Origin of the sequence: Shewanella kaireitica (assembly GCF_023284045.1) — a bacterium.
In the GTDB taxonomy this organism is placed as follows: Bacteria; Pseudomonadota; Gammaproteobacteria; order Enterobacterales; family Shewanellaceae; genus Shewanella; species Shewanella kaireitica.
On sequence record NZ_JAKIKQ010000003.1, the window covers coordinates 107,546 to 130,466 of the forward strand.

Sequence of the window (22,921 nt, forward strand, 5' to 3'; positions counted from 1 at the left end):
TGTTAACGTTCAGTTTAAAATAATGATTGCTTAATGAAACAGCAGCTCAAGCGAATAGGTCTAGTAACCTGTTTATCTGCGATAAACATGCTACTTGTTGCCTGTGGTCCGCAAAAGATCCCCACAGGCCTTGTCTATTGCTCCGAAGGCAATCCAGAAAGCTTTAACCCGCAAACCGTGACATCGGGAACCACTATCGATGCCACCTCGCAACAGCTATATGACACACTCGTAGATTACGACCCTGTGACCAGTTCTATTGTTCCAGCGCTTGCCACTTCATGGTATAGCAGTGATGATGGCTTGAGCTATCGATTTAAACTACGTAGCGGTGTTCAATTCCATCAAACAAATTACTTTACACCGACCCGTCATTTAAACGCCGATGATATTTTGTTTTCATTTAATCGCATTATTGATAGTAAAAACCCTTATCACGAGGTTGCCGCGAATGGTTACCCATTTTTCCAAAGCATCGGACTTAGTCAAACAATCAGTAACATAGAGAAAGTCTCCGATAACGAAGTCATATTTCATTTGCGCCATAGTGACGCCTCTTTCTTATCGAACCTTGCCACAGGGTTTTCGATTATTCTATCCAAAGAGTATGCAGATAATTTACTCGCAGATGATAAAGCTGAGGATCTCGACAGGTACCCGATAGGTACCGGACCTTTTAAGTTAACCAAGTACGTAAAAAATGAATATATTCGCTACCACCGAAATGAGCAGTTTTGGCGAAAACTCCCTGAATTTGAACACCTAGTTTTTGATATCACACCGAGAAGCACCGCTCGACTAACCAAACTCATCACTGGTGATTGTAATGTGTCAGCGCTTCCTAAAGCCGGTGAGCTGCCAGTAATTAAACAACACCCGCATTTAGAGCTAGATACCCAGCTCGGATTTAACGTTGCATTTTGGGCTTTCAATACCCAAAAGGAACCTTTTAATGATGTAAGAGTCAGACAAGCACTCGCATATGCCGTCGATAGCCAGAATATTTTAAGGGCGGTGTATCAAGAGACAGCTATTGAAGCAACAGGTATGCTGCCCCCGCAGTCATGGGCATACAGCTACAATAAAAGTCGCTATGATTATAACCCACAAAAAGCTAAAGCTTTGCTCAAGCAAGCAGGTATAGATAAGTTAAATATTGATGTTTGGGCGATGCCTGTCGCCAGGATCTACAACCCAAATGCATTAAAAACAGCGGAACTGATCCAGGCCGATCTGGCCAACATAGGTGTAACAGTCAACATTGTTACTTATGACTGGAGTGTTTTTAACCAAAAACTGAGCCGTAGAGACTATGATTCAGTACTCATAGGTTGGAATGCTGATAATAGCGATCCAGATAACTTTTTCTCTCCGATGTTAAGTTGTGATGCACAACGCTCTTCCAGCAATAGAGCCCAATGGTGTAACGCAAAAATGGATGGTATTTTAGCTAAAGCCAAGGCCACAACAAATACAGCCGAGCGAAAAGCGCTTTATCAACAAGCTGAAAAACTCTTTCGTGAGCAGTTACCTATGCTACCTTTTGCTCACGCGACTCAATTAACAATTAAACAGAGAAATATCAAACAAACCCAACTCACACCATTTGGTGGGATTTCATTTGAAAACACCATGAAAATAGTCCCAGAGGACAAACATTAATGGGCCGTTATCTACTAAGAAGGCTTAACCTATTTTTAGCGACATCTTTGGTACTAATTGCCGTGTTGTTTATCACCACAGGTTATTTCCCAGTTGATAAGCAGTACGCACTAACAGGCATAGAGTCACCAACCTTGCAGCAGCAAGCATTAAGTCGCGATGAGTTTAAACTCGACAGCAATGGCTTCAACCAGTTTCTGGCCTATACCGAGCAGCGACTGAGCGGTAATCTTGGTCTATCCGTTACCTCACAAAAACCCGTCATTGACGAGTTAACTCAAGTGTTACCCGCATCATTTGAGCTGGCCATTGTTGCAGGATTATTAGCAATACTTCTCGGTGTTCCACTTGGAGTCTTAGCATCACTAAGTAAAAATAAAATTACTCAACACAGTATTATGGCAATTACCCTAACAGGGTATTCAATCCCAGTGTTTTGGCTAGGGCTTACCTTGTCACTGTGGTTTGGAGTAGAACTTGGCTGGTTACCCATTTCAGGACGTATAAATCTATTATATGAAATAGAGCCAATAACTGGCTTTATGTTAATAGATACACTCTTATCGGATTCTATCTACCGCATATCTGCTTTCCTAGATGCGCTGCAACATATCGTACTGCCTGCAATTACACTTGCGGTATTACCCTTTACGGTGGTAGTAAGGATCACTCGAGCCGCAATGCTGCATATTATGAATGAGCCCTACATTCGCGCTGCAGAAGCTCGTGGCCTGCATACGGGAACCATTGTACTGCGTCATGCACTTCCAAACGCATTAATCCCTGTACTTAAAAATATGGGGCTGATGCTAGGTACTTTTGCTAGTTACGCAATGATTGTGGAGGTCATTTTCTCATGGCCTGGCGTTGGCAGTTGGCTGGTTTCAGGAATTTATCAACGGGACTATACGGTGATCCAGGGCGGTGTTTTAGGTGTGGCATTGATTATCATTTTTTTCAGCATCCTGATTGAAGTACTCCACAACGCCATTAACCCTATCAGCAGGAAAGAAATTTATGCCGCGAATTAGCATTTATCAGGAAGATGACATCCCATCTCCGATGCGTAAGCTCTGGCAAGCCTTTGCTGATAACCCATTTGCACTCATGGGCTTATGGGCTGTAACTTGTTTATTGTTTTTGGCAATTTTCGGCCCCTGGATAGCACCATTTTCACCTGAACAACAAGATCCATTAGCGCTGCTTCTGCCCCCGTCATGGGATGCCAGTGGTACCGTTGAGCATTTTCTCGGAACGGATGATCTAGGTCGAGATATTTTTAGCCGACTACTTCATGGCGCACACTTAACATTTGGCATGGCGCTAGCTATCGTTATGGCCTCTCTTGCTGTCGGGTTCGTGATAGGCTCGATATCAGGCATGATGAAAGGGCTTAAGTCTTCAATATTAAGCCACTTGCTAGATGCCTTGTTATCAATCCCATCTCTATTAATGGCTATTCTAGTGGTCGCCGTTATGGGGCCAGGCCTAAGTAACGTCTTTTGGGCTGTAGGGATCGCATTAACGCCACAATTTGTTCGTGCAATTCACCAGGCGGTACATGAAGAGCTGCAAAAAGACTATGTTACAGCCGCTAAACTTGATGGTGCAAACTCCATCCAAATTTTTTGGTATGTGATTATGCCAAATGTTTGGGAAACTCTTATTATTCAAACTACCTTAGCTATTTCTGCCGCTATTTTAGATATTGCAGCATTAGGATTTCTCAACCTCGGCGCCCAGGCGCCGAGCCCTGAATGGGGCGCTATGGTGTCCCAAGGGCTCGATAACCTGCTGACAGCGCCATGGACAGTGACAATTCCGGGCGTTGCTATCCTATGTAGTGTACTGGCCATTAACCTAGTCGGTGATGGATTAAGATCGGCATTATCGCCGATAAGAAACTAATAATATGCCTCTTCTCGACATTAGAAACCTCACCATTGAACTAGATACTCCCCATGGGCGCGTCAAAGCTCTAGAACGAGTGTCTTTAACCATTAACCCAGGAGAACTACATGGTTTGGTTGGAGAGTCTGGTTCTGGGCGAAGCTTATTGGCTCGAGCGATATTAGGTGTACCGGGTCATAATTGGACCATTACCGCTGATCGCATGATGTGGGATGGACAGAACTTAATGGAGATGTCCAGCAAGCAACGACGAAACCTTATGGGCAGTGAGATCGCAATGATCTTTCAGGACCCAACCAGTAGTTTAGATCCCGCCATTTCTGTAGGCAGCCAAATTATTGAAGCTATGCCCATAGATAAAAGTTTACCGCTTTGGAAGCGTGGTAGAGTTCGCAGGAAAATAGCTGAAAAGTGGCTGCATAAAGTAGGGATTAAAAACACCGATAAAGTCATGGATAGTTATGCTTGGGAACTCTCTGAAGGAGAGTGCCAAAAAGTAATGATAGCGATGGCTGTTGCCAATCAGCCACGATTACTAATAGCTGATGAACCAACAGACTCAATGGAGCTCAGTACTCAAGCGCAAATTTTTCGGTTATTGAGTAAGCTCAACCAACTGCAAAATGTATCCATTTTATTGATAAGCCACGAGTTAGAAACTTTATCAGGCTGGTGCGACCAATTAACGGTACTGTATTGTGGTCAAGTGATGGAATCGGGTCCAACATCAGAACTAATAGCACAGCCATTTCATCCGTACACTAAAGCACTTGTTGAGAATGCACCGGATTATTCCGGAGAGTTACCGCATAAGTCTATGATGCAAACGTTACCGGGCTCTGCACCCGCATTGCAACACTTACCGATTGGTTGTCGATTAGGTCCTCGCTGCCCTCAAGCGCAGAAAAAGTGTGTTAGCCAACCTAGCCTATGTCATAAAAAAGATCGCTATTTCGCCTGCCATTTCCCATACCATAATGAGCCTTGTAATGACGACACCTCTTCTTAAAGTCACCAACCTGAGTAAAAGTTACTATGCAGGTTATAAGCGTTTCAAGCGTCAATATAACCAGGCACTATCTCCAGTATCGTTTGAACTTAACACTGGTGAAACACTCGCCATTGTCGGAGAAGCAGGCTCAGGGAAAAGCACCATTGCACGGATCTTAGTTGGCGCCGAAGTTAGAAGTGGCGGTGAAATATATTTTGAAGGCGAATCGCTAGATAAGCATAATTTAAAGCAACGCTGTCGTATGATAAGGATGATTTTCCAAGACCCAAATACCTCTTTAAATCCAAGGTTAACAATTGGTGATTTGCTTGATGAGCCATTAAAATTTAATACTGATCTTCCCGAGAACGAACGACGTGCCATAGTGGTCGATAAACTTCGAAAGGTGGGTTTACTTTCAGAGCATGTAGACTTCTATCCACATATGATCTCCGAAGGGCAGAAGCAACGGGTTGCGGTAGCACGCGCTTTAATGCTTGATCCTAAAATTATTATTGCAGATGAAGCGCTCACTGCGCTAGATCTCTCTGTCCGAGCACAGATATTAAATCTGCTACTAGAATTGCAGAAAGAGATGGGACTTTCTTACATTTTTGTGTCACACAATATGAACATCATTCGCCATGTTAGTGACAAAATTATGGTATTAAAAAAAGGTGAGCTCATTGAGAAAGCCACCACTGAACAGCTATTTAATGCACCGCAACACGAATACACCCAGCGCCTAATTCAGGAACAAAGCCTCTTTACCCGTAAGAAGTAATACCGCTTGTTTCAAGGCTGCAGAGGCTTTTCAATACAAGATGTATTACTGTAAATGCTTGCTCCATTTAAAATCGATATTAGGCATTAGTGGGCTCCTGAAAAATTCATACGATGCATAATATATCGCTAGATACGATTTCATGGGTACAGCAGAGCTATGGTCCTATATTTATAGGACTTAGCCTCTGCTGTACAATCAGATGTTTAATTAGATGAGTATAACTGCTCCAACCACTGATAAAATCACACAAATTAACGAAAATTAAGTGTCATTTGGTGTGGGTTTATTTATCCTAGATACAATTTTTTCAGAGAAATAGAAAATATGATTATCAAACCTAGAATCCGTGGCTTTATTTGTACAACAACTCACCCTGTTGGTTGTGAAGCCAATGTACTTGAACAGATCAACATTACCAAAGCTAAAGGCAAAATTGCTAATGGTCCCAAAAAGGTATTAGTTGTTGGTTCTTCAAGTGGTTACGGTCTTTCTTCGCGGATCACTGCAGCATTCGGTAGTGATGCGGCCACCTTAGGTGTATTTTTTGAAAAACCAAGTACAGAGACCAAGCCAGGCACCGCTGGCTGGTATAACTCTGCAGCATTCGACAAGTTTGCTAAAGCTGAAGGCCTATACTCAAAGAGTATTAACTGTGATGCCTTTAGCCATGAAGCTAAACAAAAAGCCATTGAACTGATTAAAGAAGACTTAGGCCAAGTCGATATGGTTGTTTACTCGCTAGCTTCTCCAGTAAGAAAGCTTCCTGATAGCGGCGACCTTATTCGCTCATCATTAAAGCCTATTGGTGAACCTTATAAAGCAACAGCGGTAGATACCAACAAAGATATCATTATTGAAGCCAGTGTTGAGCCAGCAACAGAGCAAGAAATTGCAGACACTGTTACCGTAATGGGCGGTGAAGATTGGGAACTATGGATGCAAGCTCTCGCAGAAGCGGGCGTATTGGCCGATGGTTGCAAAACTGTTGCCTATAGCTATATTGGTACCGAACTTACATGGCCAATTTATTGGCATGGCGCACTAGGTAAAGCAAAAATGGACCTAGACCGTGCAGCACATGCATTGGATGATAAGTTATCAGCCACTGGCGGCAGTGCGAATGTAGCAGTACTGAAAAGTGTTGTTACCCAAGCCAGTTCAGCAATTCCAGTAATGCCATTGTATATTGCGATGGTATTTAAGAAGATGCGCGCAGAAGGTCTTCACGAAGGTTGTATTGAACAAATTAACCGTATGTTCAGTGAACGCCTCTATAAAGCCGATGGTAGTGCTGCTGAAGTAGATGAGAGCAATCGCCTACGCTTAGATGATTGGGAGCTACGAGAAGAGATCCAGCAGCATTGCCGTGATATGTGGCCGCAAGTGACTTCTGAAAACCTTGCTGAACTAACAGATTACCGTGAATATAAAGAAGAGTTCTTGAAACTGTTCGGCTTCGGTATTGAAGGCATCGATTACGAGCAAGATGTAAACCCTAATGTTGAGTTTGATGTGGTTTCTATCTAAAGCTAGATAAGTCATATAACACAGTCTAAACGTCGCTATATGCGGCGTTTTTTTTGCTTAAAATCGACAATGCCACCCAGCCCTGCAGACTTCTATCAGCTCTGATGTCAATCAGTTTAAGAAGTTGGTCTACTCCGAGTGCTTTTTCAAACTCATTCAAGCCAGGCCAATCCGAAGTGAGTAATGATATAATCGCTACGCCCTTATGAGTTTATTCTTTACCGAAATAGACAGCAAAAAATGCTCCTGACAGGCGATTTTAAGCAGCTCAAACCCTGCATTAACGCGCTTGAACCTAGTTCAACTATACCCATCACTCATTACAAACCACATGGCCATTCATGTTCCTGACATACTTAAGGCAACCCTCCCTCCTTGAAGGTCTAATATAGGAGGTACGAGAGCAAGGACGCTCGAAGCTAGAATAACAGCAGTGATTATCGAGAGTAACGCAGGAGCAGTTACCAAGGAGCATTTAATGACCTTACCTTAAAACCGCTAAACTCTCGCAGAGCGATCAAATCTTTATATTGATTGGTATGTAAACTTTGAGGTCTCACTTACTGTATAGCTCATACAACAAAGCTAACAACTACCGATAAAAGCGCAGTCATAAGCCGTCATTGATTACTTTCCTGAAAACCAGTCCGGATTATAACCTTTCCATTAAAAGTTGCTTTATAGCCGCCTTATATCTGCTCTTTTAGCTCTAAGAATTAATTCTGATTAACACCACAGAAGCACATCTCCTCGCTAACTACCGTTAAATCAATAAAGCCCTAGAAGAGTCAAATTTCAGACACAAAAAAGCCGGCTATTGCCGGCTTTAATTATTGATGAAGTCGCTTATTGCTTATTCAACAACGGGGTAAAGTACTTCACCCTTAGCTTTTAAGCCTGCAATCACTGCACGGTAATCGTTTTCAGTGTATTGCGAGTTCAAACGCTGCTTTAATGCATCAATAAGGTTTGCATCTACGCCTTCAGCTGCGTTTACCTTATTAAGTACAACAACTGCGTAACCAGTAGCAAGTGCTACAGTATCTACGGTAGCAGTATCTGTAGGCTGAGCCATTGCAAATGCTTTACTCACAACAGCTGCATCGATGTCTTGCTCGAAACGTGCTAACTTTTCTTTGACCAAATAGCCAGCTGTAGAGCCATCAGCTTTAAATGCAGTCATTGCATCTTGAGCTTGTTGGCGTGCATTTTCATTGGCTTGCTCTTGTTTCAAACGTCCAGCAATACCGTCTCTGACTTCAGCAAGCTCCATGGTGCCTGCAGCTTTATGCGAGTTAACACGAATAACAACAACATGATTAGCTTCAACTTCAAGCACATCACTGTTCATGCCATCAAGCAACACATTTGATGAGAACGCTTCTTTTAGGATAGCTGGCTTTGAAAACAGGGCTGGCGCACTATTGCGAGTAAACTCTGGCGTTGTTTTAACTTCAACACCAAGCTCTCTTGCCGCTTCAGATAAGGTGTCTGGAACTTCATAGCTAGTATCCGCAAGCACTTGCTGTAGCTCATAGAACTTATCTACTGCTTGTTGCTCTTGCAGTTGGGCAATGATTTTCTCTTTTACGTCAGCAAAAGGCGCTTCTGCACCAGCTTGAATATCTAGCGCTTTGATAATGTGGTAACCAAAGTTGGTCTTAACCACGTTTGAGTAGCTGCCTTTATCTAAAGCAAAAAGTGCAGCATCAAACTCTGGCTCCATGACACCAGCTTCAAACCAATCAAGTTGTCCGCCCTGCTCGCCGCTGAATGTATCTTGAGACTCAGCTTTAGCAAGCGCTGCGAAATCTTCACCATTTTGTAGCTTTTGGTAAATTGCTTCAGCTTTCTCTTCAGCATTATCTTCGTCTAGGCCAATCAGGATATGGGCAGCTAAACGCTTTTCAGGCTGTAAATATTGAACTTTGTTTTCATCATAGTACGCTTTAGCATCAGCTTCAGTCACTGTCACATCGGCTGCTAACTGCTTAGCATCAAGTTCAATATAGTTAAGGCTGACTATCTCTGGTCTTACAAATTGACCAAGATTAGAGTTGTAATAAGTCTGGATCTGCTCATCAGTCACACTCGCCGCAGCAAGGAAAGGAGTAGAATCGATAACTAAATAATTAATATCGCGTGTTTGACCTTGGATATTAGCCAAATATTCAGCTTCACCTGGTAACACAAATTCTGAACCGACTAGCGTTGCCACTAACTGACGACGTGTCATATCAACACGCATCATGTCTCTGAATGAATTGGCTTGATAGCCCAATTGACGCAAAATAGCTTGATAACGATCGTTATCAAATCTACCGTCAGTTTGGAATGCAGGTTCCTGCATAATCGCAGTGCGGATCTGTTCATCAGATACACGAAGTCCAAGCTCAGCAGCATTTTGATCAAGTAACTTTTCAGCCACAAGACGCTCTAATACACTTTGCTTAACGCTTTGCATATAATTGTCGTCGGCAGATAAAGTCGAGAACATGTCACCAAGCTGTTGCTCAAGACGACCACGTTCATTCTCATATGCTTGTTCTAACGCTGAGTTGCTGATCTCTTCACCATTTACGGTAGCAGCTGCAACCTCAGTTGAAGAACCTAAATAACTACTCACGCCCGTAAATGCAAATGAAAGTATCACTAAGACTAAAATGCTCTTTGCAATTACGCCTTGCGACCCTTCACGAATCTTTTCTAACATCAGACTTCTCGCTGGTTGCGATTAATAAAATAAAAAGGCGCATCACTTCTTGGATGCGCCTTTTTGTAATTTAATAGTAAAGAGACAAATATCTCTTTACTCTTTTGACCATCACTAAGTAAATACTTAGCCATTGTCTTTTTACTCGTAAAAAGCACTATCAAGTAGTGCTTTTTACAATAACCTTACAAAAGCTGCAGTTAACGAATTTCTTAGTTAACAGCGTCTTTAAGCGCTTTACCAGCTTTAAATGCCGGAATGTTTGCTGCAGCGATCTTGATCTCTTTACCCGTTTGAGGGTTACGACCAGTGCGCTCTGCACGTTGACGCACTTCGAAAGTACCGAAACCAACAAGAGCAATCTTATCGCCTTCTTTTAGGCCGTCAGTAACAGCGCCGATGAAAGAATCTAATGCGCGGCCAGCAGCGGCTTTAGAAATGTCAGCACCAGAAGCGATTTTCTCGATTAGTTCAGATTTGTTCATGTCATCCCCTTGAATGTAATTTTTGTACCGCACCCAAATCCTTGTCTAGAGCGGTCTGCGGAGGCTTTTTATAACAAGCTTGGAACCAAAGTTCAAGCCTTATAGGAAAACCAAATAAATATTTTAGGATACTGCTCAAAACCAGTCACTCCAAGGGCTGGAGCGACTGACTCTCCACTGACTTAGGCTACCACAGCTAGGGGCTTTGGTAAGCCCCTTTTTACACTTTTTTTGTGCAATACTGCAATTTATTGCGTTAGCCCACGTTTTCCACTACTTCGAAGCCTTCAACTGGGCGTTCTAACGCGTGTTTCAGGACTTCTTCAACCCATTTCACTGGGTAAATTTTCAAGTCAGCAATCACATTTGCTGGAATTTCTTCCAAATCTCTTTCATTTTCCTTTGGAATTAGAACGACTTTCGTTCCACCGCGATGAGCTGCAAGTAATTTTTCCTTTAAACCACCGATCGGTAACACCTCTCCACGAAGCGTAATTTCACCGGTCATAGCAACATCAGCTCGAACAGGATTGCCCGTCAAACTAGATACTAGCGCCGTACACATTGCAGCACCGGCTGAAGGACCATCTTTAGGCGTTGCTCCTTCGGGAACATGCACATGAATATCGCGCTTTTCATAAAAATCTGGATTAATGCCCATCTGCTCAGCACGAGCACGAACAACTGTCATAGCCGCTTGAATCGACTCTTGCATTACATCGCCCAAAGAACCGGTATAAGACAGCTTACCTTTACCCGGTACAGACGTCGCTTCTATCGTTAGCAAATCGCCACCGACCTCGGTCCATGCCAGACCCGTTACTTGGCCAATCTGGTTGTTAGATTCTGCTTTACCATAATCACAACGCTGCACACCTAAGAACGACTTAAGGTTCTCTTGGTTCACTTCAACGTGTTTAATACTTTTATCAAGCAGGATCTGTTTAACAACTTTACGACAGATTTTTGAAAGTTCACGTTCAAGTGCACGCACACCCGCTTCACGAGTGTAGTAGCGGATAATACCAATGATGGCACTATCATCAACTGTTACTTCTTTTGTTTTCAGGCCGTTACGTTCAATTTGCTTTGGCAACAAGTGCTGCTTGGCAATGTTAAGTTTTTCATCTTCGGTATAACCCGACAAACGAATCACTTCCATACGGTCTAAAAGAGGCCCAGGTATGTTCATTGAATTCGATGTAGCAACAAACATTACATCAGACAGGTCATAATCGACCTCCATGTAATGGTCACTAAATGTCGCATTTTGTTCTGGGTCAAGCACTTCAAGTAATGCCGATGCAGGATCGCCACGCATGTCGCTACTCATTTTGTCGATTTCATCAAGCAAGAACAGTGGATTTTTCACACCCACTTTTGACATTTTCTGAATCACTTTACCTGGCATTGAACCGATATAGGTACGACGATGACCGCGGATCTCAGCCTCATCTCTAACACCACCAAGAGCAACTCGTACGTACTTACGTCCTGTCGCTTTGGCGATAGATTGCCCTAAAGATGTCTTACCAACACCTGGAGGTCCAACTAAACAAAGGATTGGTCCTTTAAGCTGCTTAACTCGGCTTTGAACTGCTAGGTATTCTAAAATACGCTCTTTGACTTTCTCCAAACCAAAATGGTCTGTATCAAGTACATCCTGCGCCTTGGCTAAATCGCGTTTGATCTTAGAACGCTTATGCCATGGGACAGATACCATCCACTCAACGTAACTTCTCACCACTGTCGCTTCAGCTGACATTGGAGACATCATCTTTAACTTGTTGAGTTCAGCTTTTGCTTTTTCCTGAGCTTCCTCAGGCATCTTGGCTTCTTCTATCTTTTTCGCTAAGCTTTCAAACTCATCGTGAGACTCGTCAATATCACCCAGTTCTTTTTGAATAGCTTTCATTTGCTCATTCAAATAGTACTCGCGTTGACTTTTTTCCATCTGTTTTTTAACGCGACCACGAATACGTTTTTCAACTTGTAATAAGTCGATTTCTGATTCCATCATCGCCATCAAATATTCGATGCGCTCACCCACATCAACCATCTCAAGCACAGATTGTTTATCTTCTAGCTTAAGTGGCATATGTGCAGCCATAGTATCAGCAAGGCGTGCAGCCTCATCGATGCCAGACAAAGATGTAAGTACTTCAGGTGGGATCTTCTTGTTTAACTTGATATAGCCTTCAAACTGACCCACTGCAGAGCGAACAAGTACCTCTTCCTCTTTTTCTGTAAGAGGCTCTGACTCTAAATAATGAGCCGTGGCTTGGAAGATATCATCCTGCTCTGAATAGTTATCGATGCGCGCACGTTGACCACCTTCGACCAACACTTTTACGGTGCCGTCAGGGAGTTTTAAAAGTTGCAGGATTGAAGCTACGGTACCAACGTCGAAAATATCGTCGCTGCTTGGGTCATCGAGCTCAGCATCACGCTGAGCGACCAAAATAATTTGTTTACCTTTATCCATTGCTTTTTCTAAGCAACGAATGGACTTTTCTCGTCCTACGAATAACGGAATTACCATATGAGGATAAACCACCACATCTCTCAGTGGTAGTACGGGTAGTTCGATTCGCGTATCACGCTCTTGAGTCATAGCTCGATTCCGTTTTATATGAATACTTAAGAGTATATTGGGATGATTCGATAGGTTTCAATGGCGAATAACAATTAAATAATAAACTGCACAAAAAAGGAGCCATAAAGGCTCCTTTTCGATACGCTGATGCTATTGCAGCAATGACTTATTCAGCCGTTGCTGTTTGAGCTTCATTTGTCGCGTAAATAAGTATAGGTGTTGATTCACCTTTCACGACCGACTCATCGACAACCACTTTAACCACATCATCTGTTGAAGGTAGGTCATACATGATGTCGAGTAAAATGCCTTCAACGATAGAGCGTAAACCACGAGCACCGGTTTTACGGGTCTGTGCTTTAAGAGCAATCGCTTTAAGTGCATCTTCTCTGAACTCTAGCTCAACGTCTTCCATTTCAAATAAAGCAGCAAACTGCTTAGTTATCGCATTTTTAGGCTCTGAAAGAATTTGAATAAGTGCAGCATCATCAAGCTCAGCTAACGTGGCGAGAACAGGAAGACGACCAATAAACTCTGGAATTAGACCAAATTTCACTAAATCTTCTGGTTCTACTTGCAATAACGTGTCTGAGATTGTCGCTTTGTCAGCTTCGCCTTTAACTTCAGCGCCAAAACCAATACCAGTACCCACATGAGAACGTTGTTCAATCACTTTCTCTAGGCCTGCAAACGCACCACCACAGACGAACAGAATTTTAGAGGTATCAACCTGTAAAAACTCCTGCTGCGGATGCTTACGACCACCTTGAGGTGGAACCGCAGCAACTGTGCCTTCAATAAGTTTAAGCAAAGCTTGCTGAACACCTTCACCAGAAACATCACGAGTGATTGATGGATTGTCAGACTTACGACTGATTTTATCAATTTCATCGATATAGACGATTCCGCGCTGGGCTTTCTCTACATCGTAGTCGCACTTTTGCAATAATTTCTGAATGATATTTTCTACATCTTCACCCACATAACCCGCTTCAGTTAGCGTAGTTGCATCGGCCATAGTAAACGGTACATTCAAGAAACGAGCGAGCGTCTCTGCAAGTAATGTTTTACCACTACCCGTTGGACCAATCAGCAAGATATTACTCTTACCCAGCTCAACCCCATCTTTAGGGCTGGCATTTTTAAGGCGTTTGTAATGGTTATATACCGCTACAGATAACACCTTTTTAGCTTTGTCTTGGCCAATAACATAATCGTCCAAGTGCGCTCGTAATTCATGCGGTGTTGGCAACTTGTCTTGATCTTGTTTAGGAGAGATCTCTTTGATCTCTTCTCTAATAATGTCGTTACAGAGTTCTACACATTCATCGCAAACATATACAGAAGGTCCAGCAATAAGTTTTCTTACTTCATGCTGGCTCTTTCCACAAAAAGAGCAGTACAGCAGCTTGCCGCCGTCACCTTTGTTCTCGCTCATTACCTTACCTCTGTTTGCAGCCTATCGGCTGCAGAATTCTTTATTTCACTTCTTTACTCAGCATAGCTCAGCAGAAAGTAAAAATCAGCCTCGTTTTGCTAAAACTGAATCAACTAGACCGTATTCAGCCGCTTCGTCAGCACTCATAAAGTTATCGCGGTCAGTATCACGCTCAATAACTTCAAGTGGCTGGCCAGTATGTTCTGCCAACATGGTGTTTAACTTGTTCTTTATACCCAAGATTTCTTGCGCATGAATCGCAATATCTGATGCTTGGCCTTGGAACCCACCTAATGGTTGGTGGATCATAACACGTGAATTAGGTAAACAATGACGTTTTCCTTCAGCTCCACCTGCTAATAAGAATGCGCCCATGCTAGCCGCTTGGCCGATACAAACTGTACTTACGTTTGGCTTGATAAACTGCATCGTGTCATAAATAGCCATACCCGCTGTAACTGAACCACCTGGCGAGTTGATATATAAGTAGATATCCTTATCTGGGCTTTCAGACTCCAAAAACAGTAACTGAGCCACGATAAGGTTCGCCATATGCTCTTCAACTTGACCGACTAAAAAGATCACTCGCTCTTTTAAAAGACGAGAATAGATATCGTATGAGCGTTCACCTTTAGCTGTTTGTTCAACAACCATAGGCACAAGTGCATTAAGTACTGATTCTGGTGCTTTGTGCATGATTAACTTCCCTAAATAAAAATGGCTCGCATGAGGAACCTCATACGAGCCATTATAAATGGCTAATAGCCATTTAAGTCAAGCGATCGTTATGCGCGACCGGTAGCCTTGTTCATAAATTCTTCAAAATTGACTTCTTTTTCAGTCAAAGTTGCAGTTTTAAGTAACTCTTCTACTGCTTGCTCTTCAAGTGCAACGTTACGCATGTTTTGCATAAGCTCTTCGTTACCATTGTAGTAAGCCACAACTTCACTTGGATCTTCGTATGCAGACGCCATTGAAGCGATTAAACCTTGAACACGTTCGTCTTCAGCTTTAAGTTCGCTAGTCTTGATAACTTCACCTAGTAGCAAACCAACTTTAACGCGACGCTCAGCTTGCTCAGTGAACAAGTCTGCAGGTAGTTCAGGCATGCTTGCAGCTTGATCACCAAAACGTTGCATAGCTTGCTTACGCAATACTTCTACTTCGCCTTCGATCAATGCTTTTGGTAGTTCCAAAGCATTTTGCTCTACTAAGCCGTTAAGAACCTGTTCTTTAACATTCGCTTTAAGCGCTTGCTCAAGCTCACGACCCATGTTCTTGCTGATTTCAGCACGTAACGCGTCGATTCCGCCTTCGTTAACACCAAATAGTGTTGCGAACTCGTCATTAACTTCAGGAAGGTCAGCACCTTGAACTTCAGTCAAAGTAATAACAAACTTAGCTGCTTTACCTTTCAAGTTCTCTGCGTGGTAATCTTCAGGGAAAGTAACTTCGATTTCGAACTCTTCACCTGCTTTATGCCCTTCAACACCAGATTCGAAACCTGGGATCATACGGCCGCTGCCTAGTTGTAGTTCGAAGTCATCAGCTTTCCCGCCTTCAAACTCTTCACCGTCAACTGAACCAACGAAGTTGATTTTAGCTTTATCGCCTTCAGCAGCTGCACGCTCAACAACTTCAAAAGAAGCGTGTTGGTTACGTAACGTTTCAATCATTGCATCAACATCAGCTTCAGTTACTTCAGCTTTAGGTTGCTCAACAGCAATTGACTCTAGACCTTTAAGTTCTACTTCTGGGAAGATTTCAAAAGTAGCAACAAACTCGAAGCTTTCGCCTTCAGTCGTTCCAGGAACGAAAGTTGGTGCACCCGCTGGGTTCAACTTTTCAGCAATGATAGCTTCAACAAAGTTGCGCTGCATCACTTCACCAGTGATGTCTTGACGAATAGCTTTACCATAACGCTTATTAATAACGCTTACAGGTACTTTTCCTGGACGGAAACCTGGGATACGAGCACGCTTAGCTTCACTTTTTAATGCTTCTTTAACTGTATTTTCGATCTGCTCAGCAGGTACCGAAATAGTTAGGCGACGCTCTAGGCCTTGTGTGGTTTCTACAGAAACTTGCATTTTTTTACCTCGAAATATGTCTATCGTCCTTTGTAATAGTCGAATTTTCAACTATTAAGGTATTCGTTTCTTGACTCGTAAATTTAACCAAAATGCCCATAAACGCTGGCGTTCGGCACTGGTCACTCTTAGTTGATAATGATCAAGACGCGACATTATAGCTATCGAATGCGCTGGAGTCGAGCCTCAAAGCATGATTTACAGACGTAAAAAAAGCGACCTAGGGTCGCTTTTTGAACTTCTTTACAGAATGAGTGGGGTGACTGATGGGGCTCGAACCCACGACAACCGGAATCACAATCCGGGGCTCTACCAACTGAGCTACAATCACCACAAAAATGGTACGCCCGGCAGGATTCGAACCTGCGGCCACCCGCTTAGAAGGCGGGTGCTCTATCCAACTGAGCTACGGGCGCTCGGCAATGAAATAATTTCATTTCCTGAACTGGGCAACTAACGTTCCACGTTAGCTTAAAATGTGGTCGGTGATAGAGGATTCGAACCTCTGACCCTCTGGTCCCAAACCAGATGCGCTACCGGGCTGCGCTAATCACCGAAATTGAAACTTAGTGAAAATACATATTTGGGAAATATTTTCAGTTTCTGTTTTCAACGAGCAGTCTCGTTGAGAACGGAGCGCATAGTAGCCCCTAGCCTAAAAGTCGTCAACGACTTTTTTAAAAAAATCATTCGCCTGCTTATTTAACACGCTATAGCGCTACTCATTGATGCCTTCCTAAACAATGTGTTCAACATAACAACTATTCGCTCGATAATTTAATATAGCGCTTATCAAGCAGCAGCGACTTCTTACCCATAGATTTCTTTCAATAATGGCTTAAATTTATAGAGCAACGATAAAACCATAGTCTGTAAACTAGATTAGACCACTCAAGTAATCCTCGCCTAAATAAGTCGACTCTTCTAAATAGCTTCAGTCCAATTTTATTAACTGCCTAATACTGCATACTTTCTACAACTCTAAGCGAGCTCATTATCCGTATTTAAGAACTGATTGTTAGCAACCTAAATCAATGACACCTCGGACATGTCCTGTTAAAATGTCGCCGTTTTCCATTATCGTGCCGTATAAAGGACACCTTGCCCCATGACCGCTCAAAACATCGATGGTAAAGCGATTGCTCAAGCCATTCGAACTAAGCTCAAAGACAAAGTAACCGCCCGTAAAGAGGCTGGTCAAAGAGTACCAGGTTTAGCTGTAATTCTCGTAGGAGCGGATCCTGCTTCACAAGTGTACGTAGGCAGCAAACGCAGAGCCTGTGAAGAACTAGGCTTTATTTCCCGCTCTTACGACTTAGACAGTTCCACCTCTGAAGACGCCCTGCTGTCTCTTATCGATGAATGCAATGAAGATCAGAGTATTGATGGTATTTTGGTTCAACTCCCACTACCTGAACATATCGAAGAATCAAAGGTTATCGAGCGCATCCGCCCAGATAAAGATGTCGACGGTTTCCACCCATATAACGTAGGTCGACTCGCTCAACGCATTCCAGTACTGCGTTCATGCACACCGATGGGCATTATGACTCTTATTCAGTCGACGGGGGTTGATACCTATGGTTTAGATGCCGTGGTTGTTGGTGCATCAAACATCGTCGGTCGTCCGATGTCATTAGAGCTGCTTCTCGCGGGTTGTACGACAACAACCTGTCATCGCTTCACTCGTAATCTTGAGCAAAAGATTAGACAAGCAGATTTAGTTGTTGTCGCTGTAGGCAAGCCTGGATTTATTCCTGGTGAGTGGATTAAGCCTGGCGCGATTGTGATTGATGTGGGGATTAACCGTCTAGAAAGCGGTCAATTGGTTGGTGATGTGCAATTTGAGAAAGCAGCAGAAAATGCTAGTTTCATCACGCCAGTACCCGGCGGCGTTGGACCAATGACAATTGCTAGCTTGTTGGAAAATACACTTTATGCCTGCGAGCAATACCACGACTGATGCTTTGCTAAGTGCATAAATGTTCCAGACATAAATACCAAGCTATCCCATCCCTGGTGCTTGGCATAAATGTTCCAGACATAAATACCAAGCGATCCCATCCCTGGGGCTTGGCATAAATGTTCCAGACATAAAAAAGCCTGCTAACTGCAGGCTTTTTTGTTTTTAATGCTTAATCGCAATAGATTTACTTCTTACGCCAAGTGGTGCCTTCTGGCCCATCTTCAAGAATAACTCCTAACGCATTAAGTCCATCTCGTGCCACATCTGCTGCCGGCCAATCTTTCTCTGTACGTGCTCGGTTACGCTCAGCAATTAACGCTTCAATCTCAGCTACCTCATCATCACTTCCTTCGCCTTTAAAGAAAGTATCAACATCTTGACCAAGGATCCCCAACACATCAGCGAGCTCTTTTAAGGCAACACCTAATGCAGAGGCTTGTGTCATATCAGTTAGCTTAAGTCGATTGATCTCTCGTACCATCTCAAACAACACTGAGTAAGCTTCAGGTGTATTAAAGTCATCATCCATTGCACGCTTAAACTGCGCAACAAATTCTTCAGCAGGCGCAACAGCTACCGTTAAGTCCAAATCTTTAAGTGCAGTGTAAATACGCTCTAATCCAGATTTAGCCTGTTTAAGGTTCTCTTCTGAGTAATTAAGCTGGCTACGGTAATGTCCTGACAATAAGAAGTAGCGTACAGTTGCAGCATCATAATGGTTTAACACGTCACGGATGGTAAAGAAGTTATTCAAAGATTTTGACATCTTTTCTTTATCAACCATCACCATGCCAGTATGCATCCAGTAATTTACATATTTGGTATCATGGGCACAGCAAGACTGAGCAATTTCATTCTCATGGTGAGGGAACTGAAGATCGCTGCCGCCGCCATGGATATCAAAATGGTTACCCAGATGCTTACTGTTCATTGCTGAACATTCAATATGCCAACCTGGACGACCAGGTCCCCAAGGTGACTCCCAAGTAGGTTCACCTGGTTTAGACATTTTCCAAAGAACAAAATCCATCGGATCGCGCTTAGTATCTTCAACTTCGACTCGAGCACCAGCTTGTAGCTGCTCTAGATTTTGCCCTGATAAACGACCATATTCAGGGAAAGAAGATACGCTAAATAAAACATCACCGTTGGACGCCACATAAGCGTGTTCTCGGGCAATGAGCTTCTCAACCATTTCGATGATTTCTGGCATATGCAGCGTTGCACGAGGCTCAAAATCAGGACGTGCCATATTAAGAGAATCAAAATCTCTGTGCATCTCACCAATCAAACGCTCTGTTAACGAGTCACAGCTTTCATTGTTCTCATTAGCGCGTTTGATAATTTTATCATCAACATCGGTGATATTACGCTGAAAATTAACGTCGTAACCGCTATACCTCAAGTACCTTACAATCATGTCAAATGAAACAAAAGTACGACCATGACCGATATGACATAAATCATAAATGGTCACCCCACACACATACATGCCTATTTTTCCGGGCTGTATTGGTACAAACTGTTCTTTTTGGCGGGTAAGCGTATTGTAAAGCTTCAACATTGATTATTCTCTTCAACGGCTATATTCAGAAATAGGTCGTTCAGTCTACCACTGCAAAACTCACGGTTCCAAGCAGTTTTCCCATACCAAGTGCGCAAAACCGTGCTGAACTGATTAATATTGTCTAGAAAGCGTTCTCTCATCCAACTTGGTTACATTATTAGCCACAACTCATGCTTTTATGGCTTATCTATTAGCTGCTCACTGAATGCATTATTTAAAGTGACAAATCACGCAACACTTTATGCAGCAGCGCAATTACGTTAGAATCCAGCCATTATTTACCATGTGTTAAATTGCGAGAGTAAAAATTATGATCACACTTCATACCAACCACGGCGAAATCAAGCTTTCTCTTGACGCTGAAAAAGCACCAAAAACTGCAGCCAACTTTGAGAAATATGTCAAAGAAGGTTTTTACGACGGAACTGTTTTTCACCGTGTAATTGACGGTTTCATGGTTCAAGGCGGTGGTTTTACTGAAGATATGCAACAGAAAAGCTGTAATGAAACCATTGAAAACGAAGCAAACAATGGTCTTTCGAATAAAGTAGGTACCATTGCTATGGCACGTACTTCAGATCCGCATTCAGCAACAGCTCAGTTCTTTATCAACATCAACGATAACACTTTCTTAGACTTCAAGTCTGAGTCAGCACAAGGTTGGGGTTACTGTGTATTTGGTGAAGTTACTGAAGGCATGGACGTTGTAAATAAAATTAAAGCGGTAAGCACGGGCAATCGTGGCATGCATCAGGATGTTCCTCTTGATGCTGTGATCATCGAAAAAGTGACTATCGAAGAATAAGATTAACTCGATGCGCACACTTTTTGTGGGCGATCTGCACTTAAGTGCAGATCGCCCCGATATCACCCAAGCTTTTCTTACTTTCTTAGAGACTCAGCTTACTGATACCTCAGCACTCTATATCCTAGGCGATCTGTTTGAAGTTTGGGTCGGGGATGATATTGCAGAACCATTTGCGAATCAGTTAGCAGACGCCATTAAATTAGCCTCAAAAAAACTGCCTATTTTCTTTATCCATGGCAATCGAGACTTTCTTATCGGCAGCGCATTTGCCAAACGTAGCGGGATGACTTTATTACCTGAAGTCTTTACCATTAACCTCTATGGTATTGAAACCGTTATCCTACATGGTGATAGCCTTTGTACTCTAGATAAGCCTTATCAACGTTTTAGAAAGTTTCGTAACCTAAATTGGGCAAAGTGGCTGTATGCCCATCTTCCCAAATCTAAAAGACTTGGTATCGCCGCAAAATTACGTAGTAACAGCCAAAGCAGTAATCAGCATAAAAGTTATAGCATAATGGATGTTGAACCCTCCGCAGTGCTTGAACTACTTGATAATACTAATTCGCAGCAGATGATCCACGGTCATACACACCGTCCCGCTATCCATCAGCTTTCAAATGGAAAACGCCGTATCGTTGTCGGTGATTGGTATGAGCAAGGCAGCATGCTATGTATTAGCGAAGACAATGTAGAGCTAATAGAACTGCCTTTTGGCAAGTAACCTTCTACTTGCCTCTCAACTTTTTCGCCGCTTTTAAATTGCTTCCACAATCAATGGCGCACCACTATGAAACTTAAAATCTTCATCTGATGACGAGATTAATTCAGCTTCTACTGCTGCGAAATGGCTAACTCTGTCAGCTATATCCGTGGTTGAAATAGCCTGTGCGAGCTTTAAATAGTCTTGGTAATGACGAGCTTCAGAGCGCAATAGAGAGATATAAAACTTCTTCAACTCTTCATCTAAATGTGGAGCAAGCTTAGCGAAACGTTCACATGAGCGAGCCTCAATAAATGCACCAACAATAAGCTTATCAATTAGCGTGGCTGGCTCATGGGTTCGTACCTGTGTCATCATCCCCTTTGCATAACGGCCGGCTCGGGTATTTCTGTATTCAATACCACGACTATGCATAATCTCTAACACTTGCTCAAAATGGTGGAATTCCTCTTTGATCAAGCGCACCATTTTTTGAATAAGATCATCACTATGGGCAAAGTCTTTGCGGGCAACAAGCTCACCAGCTAACTCATTCTTCTTACTGTCTTTTGATAAAAACGCTGTCGCATCTCGATCTTTAATGTAGACAAAATCTTCATAAGGTTTTGCCCAAGCCAATAGAATCTGACCACTTGGTTTATCAATGGCATATTTACGCACCAAAAACATCGCAGTTTGCGCCGCTTTTAACTCACAGTTACAGTGATCAATCAGCAAACCTTCGAGCTGTTCCGGCTTTTTTGCTTCTTCGATCCAACTATCTGGGGTTTCACATTTCAAAAATGAGTAAATAGGGGCAAGTAACTGCTGCATGTAAAGGCTCTTTAGGCTGATGTTAGACCCAGTATTTTATCAGTTATTTTCAGCACAATCCCAGCTTAACATCTATGCTTAAAATGATTGGCTTGACTCTTGGTTAGTTTTGTTCAATAAATAGCCTTAGAGCTGTAAAAAGTTCGTCTGCAGTTTGGCGAGCCAATTTAATCTAAAAGTTAAATGCTAAACAAGGATAACTATAATGATATTGAATCACTTAATGGGGTTATACACTCATCCAAAAGAAGAGTGGCACACAATTGAAAAAAACCACGAAGCGCTTAGAAGCAGCCTGAGCCATATCTTAATCATTGCGCTCATTCCTGCTATCTGCACTTTTTTTGCAACTTCACAAATTGGTTGGGATCTCGGCGTTGGCGAGCGTCAGTTCTTAACCGCTAACAGCGCTTTAATCATGTCTACGGGTATGTATTTTGGCCTAATTATCGGCGTATTTGCACTGGCCTACCTTGCTTTTTGGATGGCTAAGACATTCGATGCAACACCAAGTTACACTCAAGCATTAGAGTTAGCAGCATACACTGCCACTCCATTATTTATGGTGGGCTTAGCGACTCTCTATCCAACATTGTGGTTCATCATGGTGGTAGGTTTAGCTGGTTTGGCTTATTCGATTTATCTGCTCTATACCGGGGTTCCAATCATTATGAATATTCCGGAAGAAAAAGGCTTTATTTATGCTAGCTCAGTTGTGACAGCTGGTTTAGTGTTACTTGTCGGGCTGATGGCATCAAGTGTGATTTTATGGAGCGTGGGATTTGGTCCTATGTACCAATAAATTTGATATTTTTTGCTAACAAAAAAGCCGACATTTCGTCG

Annotated in this window: 18 protein-coding genes and 3 tRNA genes; 10 read left to right on the forward strand and 11 right to left on the reverse strand. The window is 42.7% G+C overall.

The annotated features are described in order from the left end of the window. Positions 1–33: 33 nt before the first annotated feature. The 6 genes from L2730_RS05535 to fabV all read left to right on the forward strand — a co-directional run bounded on the left by L2730_RS05535 (position 34) and on the right by fabV (position 6,878). Positions 34–1,662, forward strand: coding sequence for an ABC transporter substrate-binding protein (locus tag L2730_RS05535; protein ID WP_248973681.1), 1,629 nt, complete (start codon positions 34–36; stop codon positions 1,660–1,662). After that, complete coding sequence (locus L2730_RS05540; protein WP_248973682.1) at positions 1,662–2,693, forward strand: ABC transporter permease; 1,032 nt, start codon at positions 1,662–1,664, stop codon at positions 2,691–2,693. Before L2730_RS05535 ends, L2730_RS05540 begins: the two co-directional genes overlap by 1 nt. After that, positions 2,680–3,570 carry an ABC transporter permease subunit gene (locus L2730_RS05545; protein WP_020913308.1) on the forward strand — a complete coding sequence of 297 codons (891 nt, stop codon included), beginning with the start codon at positions 2,680–2,682 and terminating at the stop codon, positions 3,568–3,570. The genes L2730_RS05540 and L2730_RS05545 overlap by 14 nt, the downstream gene beginning before the upstream one ends. Before the next feature lie 4 nt (positions 3,571–3,574). Continuing rightward, positions 3,575–4,582 carry a peptide ABC transporter ATP-binding protein gene (locus L2730_RS05550; protein WP_248973683.1) on the forward strand — a complete coding sequence of 336 codons (1,008 nt, stop codon included), beginning with the start codon at positions 3,575–3,577 and terminating at the stop codon, positions 4,580–4,582. After that, positions 4,563–5,348 (forward strand): peptide ABC transporter ATP-binding protein, encoded by a 786-nt coding sequence (locus L2730_RS05555; RefSeq protein ID WP_248973684.1) that lies wholly within the window; start codon positions 4,563–4,565, stop codon positions 5,346–5,348. Before L2730_RS05550 ends, L2730_RS05555 begins: the two co-directional genes overlap by 20 nt. Positions 5,349–5,675: 327 nt before the next feature. Beyond that, positions 5,676–6,878, forward strand: coding sequence for an enoyl-ACP reductase FabV (gene fabV, locus L2730_RS05560; RefSeq protein WP_248973685.1), 1,203 nt, complete (start codon positions 5,676–5,678; stop codon positions 6,876–6,878). Between the two features lie 853 nt (positions 6,879–7,731). Here the strand turns inward: fabV and L2730_RS05565 are convergent. From L2730_RS05565 to L2730_RS05605, 9 genes are all read right to left on the reverse strand, one after another. Beyond that, entirely contained in the window at positions 7,732–9,591 is a 1,860-nt protein-coding gene (locus L2730_RS05565; protein ID WP_248973686.1) for a SurA N-terminal domain-containing protein, read from the reverse strand. A gap of 212 nt (positions 9,592–9,803) precedes the next feature. After that, on the reverse strand, positions 9,804–10,091 hold the full coding sequence (hupB, locus tag L2730_RS05570) for a nucleoid-associated protein HU-beta (RefSeq protein WP_220736800.1): 288 nt from the start codon (positions 10,089–10,091) through the stop codon (positions 9,804–9,806). A gap of 241 nt (positions 10,092–10,332) precedes the next feature. After that, positions 10,333–12,690 carry an endopeptidase La gene (gene lon, locus L2730_RS05575; protein ID WP_248973687.1) on the reverse strand — a complete coding sequence of 786 codons (2,358 nt, stop codon included), beginning with the start codon at positions 12,688–12,690 and terminating at the stop codon, positions 10,333–10,335. Positions 12,691–12,838: 148 nt separating this feature from the next. Then, positions 12,839–14,110: an ATP-dependent protease ATP-binding subunit ClpX gene (gene clpX, locus L2730_RS05580; protein WP_020913314.1), complete on the reverse strand. Its 1,272-nt coding sequence runs from the start codon at positions 14,108–14,110 to the stop codon at positions 12,839–12,841. Between the two features lie 84 nt (positions 14,111–14,194). After that, positions 14,195–14,806, reverse strand: coding sequence for an ATP-dependent Clp endopeptidase proteolytic subunit ClpP (clpP, locus tag L2730_RS05585; protein WP_220736740.1), 612 nt, complete (start codon positions 14,804–14,806; stop codon positions 14,195–14,197). Between the two features lie 89 nt (positions 14,807–14,895). Further along, positions 14,896–16,200, reverse strand: a complete 1,305-nt coding sequence (gene tig, locus L2730_RS05590) for a trigger factor (protein ID WP_248973688.1) — start codon at positions 16,198–16,200, stop codon at positions 14,896–14,898. 255 nt (positions 16,201–16,455) lie between these two features. Beyond that, positions 16,456–16,531 (reverse strand) — tRNA-His (locus tag L2730_RS05595). Between the two features lie 8 nt (positions 16,532–16,539). Continuing rightward, positions 16,540–16,616 (reverse strand) — tRNA-Arg (locus L2730_RS05600). A 63-nt stretch (positions 16,617–16,679) separates the two neighbouring features. Next, positions 16,680–16,756, reverse strand: a tRNA-Pro gene (locus L2730_RS05605). Positions 16,757–17,308: 552 nt separating this feature from the next. On the opposite strand from L2730_RS05605, the gene folD reads away from it, so the two are divergent. Continuing rightward, on the forward strand, positions 17,309–18,163 hold the full coding sequence (folD, locus tag L2730_RS05610) for a bifunctional methylenetetrahydrofolate dehydrogenase/methenyltetrahydrofolate cyclohydrolase FolD (RefSeq protein WP_248973689.1): 855 nt from the start codon (positions 17,309–17,311) through the stop codon (positions 18,161–18,163). 187 nt (positions 18,164–18,350) lie between these two features. On the opposite strand, the gene cysS is transcribed toward folD, so the two are convergent. After that, positions 18,351–19,730: a cysteine--tRNA ligase gene (gene cysS / locus L2730_RS05615; RefSeq protein WP_248973690.1), complete on the reverse strand. Its 1,380-nt coding sequence runs from the start codon at positions 19,728–19,730 to the stop codon at positions 18,351–18,353. A 313-nt stretch (positions 19,731–20,043) separates the two neighbouring features. Here cysS and L2730_RS05620 point away from each other — a divergent pair, with 313 nt between their 5' ends. Further along, entirely contained in the window at positions 20,044–20,538 is a 495-nt protein-coding gene (locus tag L2730_RS05620) for a peptidylprolyl isomerase (RefSeq protein ID WP_020913319.1), read from the forward strand. 10 nt (positions 20,539–20,548) lie between these two features. After that, the gene (locus L2730_RS05625; protein WP_248973691.1) at positions 20,549–21,265 is read left to right on the forward strand and encodes a UDP-2,3-diacylglucosamine diphosphatase; all 717 of its coding nucleotides are present in this window, start codon (positions 20,549–20,551) and stop codon (positions 21,263–21,265) included. Positions 21,266–21,298: 33 nt separating this feature from the next. Here L2730_RS05625 and miaE read toward each other — a convergent pair whose 3' ends face one another. After that, positions 21,299–22,078 (reverse strand): tRNA isopentenyl-2-thiomethyl-A-37 hydroxylase MiaE, encoded by a 780-nt coding sequence (gene miaE, locus L2730_RS05630; RefSeq protein ID WP_248973692.1) that lies wholly within the window; start codon positions 22,076–22,078, stop codon positions 21,299–21,301. A 205-nt stretch (positions 22,079–22,283) separates the two neighbouring features. On the opposite strand from miaE, the gene L2730_RS05635 reads away from it, so the two are divergent. Further along, positions 22,284–22,880 carry a Yip1 family protein gene (locus L2730_RS05635; RefSeq protein WP_248973693.1) on the forward strand — a complete coding sequence of 199 codons (597 nt, stop codon included), beginning with the start codon at positions 22,284–22,286 and terminating at the stop codon, positions 22,878–22,880. The last annotated feature ends 41 nt before the right edge of the window (positions 22,881–22,921 follow it).